3 protein-coding genes are annotated in these 2,774 nt (G+C 69.0%); all 3 read left to right on the top strand.

All coding sequences use genetic code 11. The features are described from left to right. Window positions 1–494, top strand: a 494-nt coding sequence (locus tag ABDW35_RS35130) for a glycosyltransferase (RefSeq protein ID WP_343718479.1), incomplete at its 5' end; no start/stop codon positions are given. Beyond that, a complete protein-coding gene (gene hpnJ, locus ABDW35_RS35125) occupies window positions 491–1,918 on the top strand; it encodes a hopanoid biosynthesis associated radical SAM protein HpnJ (RefSeq protein WP_343718478.1) in 1,428 nt (475 codons plus the stop codon). The genes ABDW35_RS35130 and hpnJ, both read left to right, overlap by 4 nt. Before the next feature lie 109 nt (window positions 1,919–2,027). Then, window positions 2,028–2,774: amidoligase family protein (locus ABDW35_RS35120; protein ID WP_343718477.1), on the top strand; the 747-nt coding region annotated here is incomplete at its 3' end.

The following is a 2,774-nucleotide window of genomic DNA, read 5'->3' as shown; positions in this document are numbered from 1 at the left end:
GCCTCAAGGCTTTCGCCGACCTGCTGGCCGAGGATTACGCCATCGGCGCCGCGGTGTGGGCCGCCGGCCGCCGGGTCGCGGTGTCGACCCAGCTGATCGGCCATCTGTGCAGCGAGGCCTCGGCCGGCACCATGTGGGCGCATGAGATGCGCTGGGCCCGCACCATCAAGAGCATCGATCCGCTGGGCTATGCCGGGTCGCTGATCACCCATCCGCTGCCCTTGGCGCTGCTCGCCTGGGCCTTCGGCGGGGGCTTGCCGGCCCTTGCCGTCGCCGGGCTGGCGCTGGCCCTGCGGATCGGGCTGTGCATCCGCTTCGAACGCGCCTACTCTCTGCCGCCGCGGCCCTACTGGCTGATTCCGGCGCGCGACCTGCTGGCCTTCGCGGTTTTCGTCGTGAGCTATCTCGGCTCCGGCGTGAACTGGCGGGGCCATTTGTATCAACTCGTACCAGACGGCACCTTGGTGACGGATCGGAGGCCACCCTCCCCATGACGATGAAGACGTTGTTCCTGCAGGCGCCGTCCTTCGACGGCTTCGACGGCGGTGCCGGGTCTCGCTACCAAGCCAAGCGCGAGATCAAGTCCTTCTGGTACCCGACCTGGCTGGCGCAGCCGGCGGCGCTGGTCGAGGGGTCGAAGCTGATCGACGGCCCGCCGTCGCGCATCAGCCCCGCCTCGGTGGCGGCGCAGGCCAAGGATTACGACCTCGCCGTCCTGCACACCTCGACCCCGTCCTTCGCCTCCGACGTCAAGATGATCGAGGCGCTGAAGGCGGTGAACCCGAACCTGAAGGCCGGGCTGGTCGGCGCCAAGGTGGCGGTCGACCCGAATGGCAGCATGGAAGGATCGCCGCTGATTGACTTCGTCGCCCGCAACGAGTTCGACTTCACCATCAAGGAGGTCGCCGACGGCCGCGACCTGTCGAAGATCGACGGGCTGACCTATCGCAATTCCGAGGGCGTGGTGGTCCACAACCCAGAGCGCGCGACGCTCGAGAACATGGATGCGCTGCCCTTCGTCAGCCCGGTCTATCACCGCGACCTGGTGATCGAGGACTATTTCATCGGCTATCTGAAGCACCCGTACCTGTCGATCTACACCGGCCGCGGCTGCAAGTCGCGCTGCACCTTCTGCCTGTGGCCGCAGACCGTCGGCGGCCACCGCTACCGCACCCGCAGCGTCGGCCATGTGATCGACGAGATCCGCTGGGCGAAGCAGACGATGCCGCAGATCCGCGAATTTTTCTTCGACGACGACACCTTCACCGACGACGCGCCGCGGGCCGAGGCGATCGCCCGCGAGCTGGGCAAGCTGGGGGTCACCTGGTCGTGCAACGCCAAGGCCAACGTGCCGCGCGAGACGCTGAAGGTGATGCGCGACAACGGGCTGCGGCTGCTGCTGGTCGGCTACGAATCCGGCAACCAGCAGATCCTGCACAATATCAAGAAGGGCATGCGGATCGAGGTCGCGGAGAAGTTCACCAAGGACTGCCACGAGCTCGGGATCCAGATCCACGGCACCTTCATCCTCGGCCTGCCGGGCGAGACCAAGGAGACGATCCAGGAGACGATCCGCTTCGCCACCCGGATCAACCCGCACACCATCCAGGTGTCGCTGGCCGCCCCTTATCCGGGCACCTTCCTGTACAACCAGGCGGTTGAGAATGGCTGGCTGGACGCGGCCAATGCCGAGCTGGTCGACGAGAAGGGCGTGCAGATCGCGCCGCTGCACTATCCGCATCTGAGCCATGGCGAGATCTTCCACTCGGTGGAGGATTTCTACCGGCGCTTCTACTTCCGCGCGCCGAAGATCGCCTCGATCGTCGGCGAGATGGTGCGCAGCCCGGAGATGATGAAGCGCCGCCTGCGCGAGGGCGTGGAGTTCTTCCGCTTCCTCAAGGAGCGCAAGGCGGCCTGAGCCGGCCAAGGGCGGGGGGCGTCGTGACGGCCTCCGCCCTTCACCATCGTCCTCTGCGCCCCATATGAGCGGAAGCTCCTGCCGCCCATCATAGGGGTCCCGACGGCCCGTGCCGCCCACCGAGCCTGCCGCCTTCCACCCCCTCCCCACCTCCGATTCCCCGCGCTGTGTCGGGGTCGAGCTCGAGTTCATGGGGCCTTCCGCCCGCCGGGCGGCGCGAGCCTTGGCGGCAGTCGTTGGCGGCGAGGTGGCGGCGGAGGACGCGCATGCCTTCGCTGTCCGGGGGAGCGAGCTCGGCGATCTGGCGGTGGAGCTGGACCTGCGCTACGCCCATCCGCAGCGGCACGGCATGACCCTGCCGGTGCGGATCGGGCCGAAGGCCGCCGCCGGGCTGGGCTGGCTGCTGTCCGGCGCGGTGCCGCGGGAGCTGATCGTGCCGCCTCTGCCGGTCGAGCGGCTGTCGGAGGTCGACCGACTGCTCGGCCTGCTGCGCGGCGCCGGGGCCAAGGGGCACGGCGCCACCCTCTTCGGGTCGCTGGGCCTGCATTTCAACATCGACGCGCCGGCCGCGGACCTGCCCCGCATCACGGCGGTGATGCTGGCCTTCGGGCTGATGGAATCGCGGCTGCGGCGGGAGATCGCGCGCGGGCAGCGACGGCTGGAGCGGCACCTGCCGCCGCCCTATCCGCCGGCCTTCCTGCACCGGATCGCGGCGCCGGGCTATCGGCCGGACCAGGCCGGGCTGATCGACGACTACCTGGCCGCCAACCCGACCCGCGACCGCGGCCTGGACCTGCTGCCGCTGCTGCTGAGCCTGGACCCGGAACGGGTGCGGGCCCGGCTACCCTATGAGAAG

The sequence above is a fragment of the Inquilinus sp. genome (assembly GCF_039594555.1).
Taxonomy (GTDB): Bacteria; Pseudomonadota; Alphaproteobacteria; order DSM-16000; family Inquilinaceae; genus Inquilinus.
The sequence above is the reverse complement of the archived record's forward strand: the minus strand, read 5'-3'. Positions and strand labels throughout refer to the sequence as shown.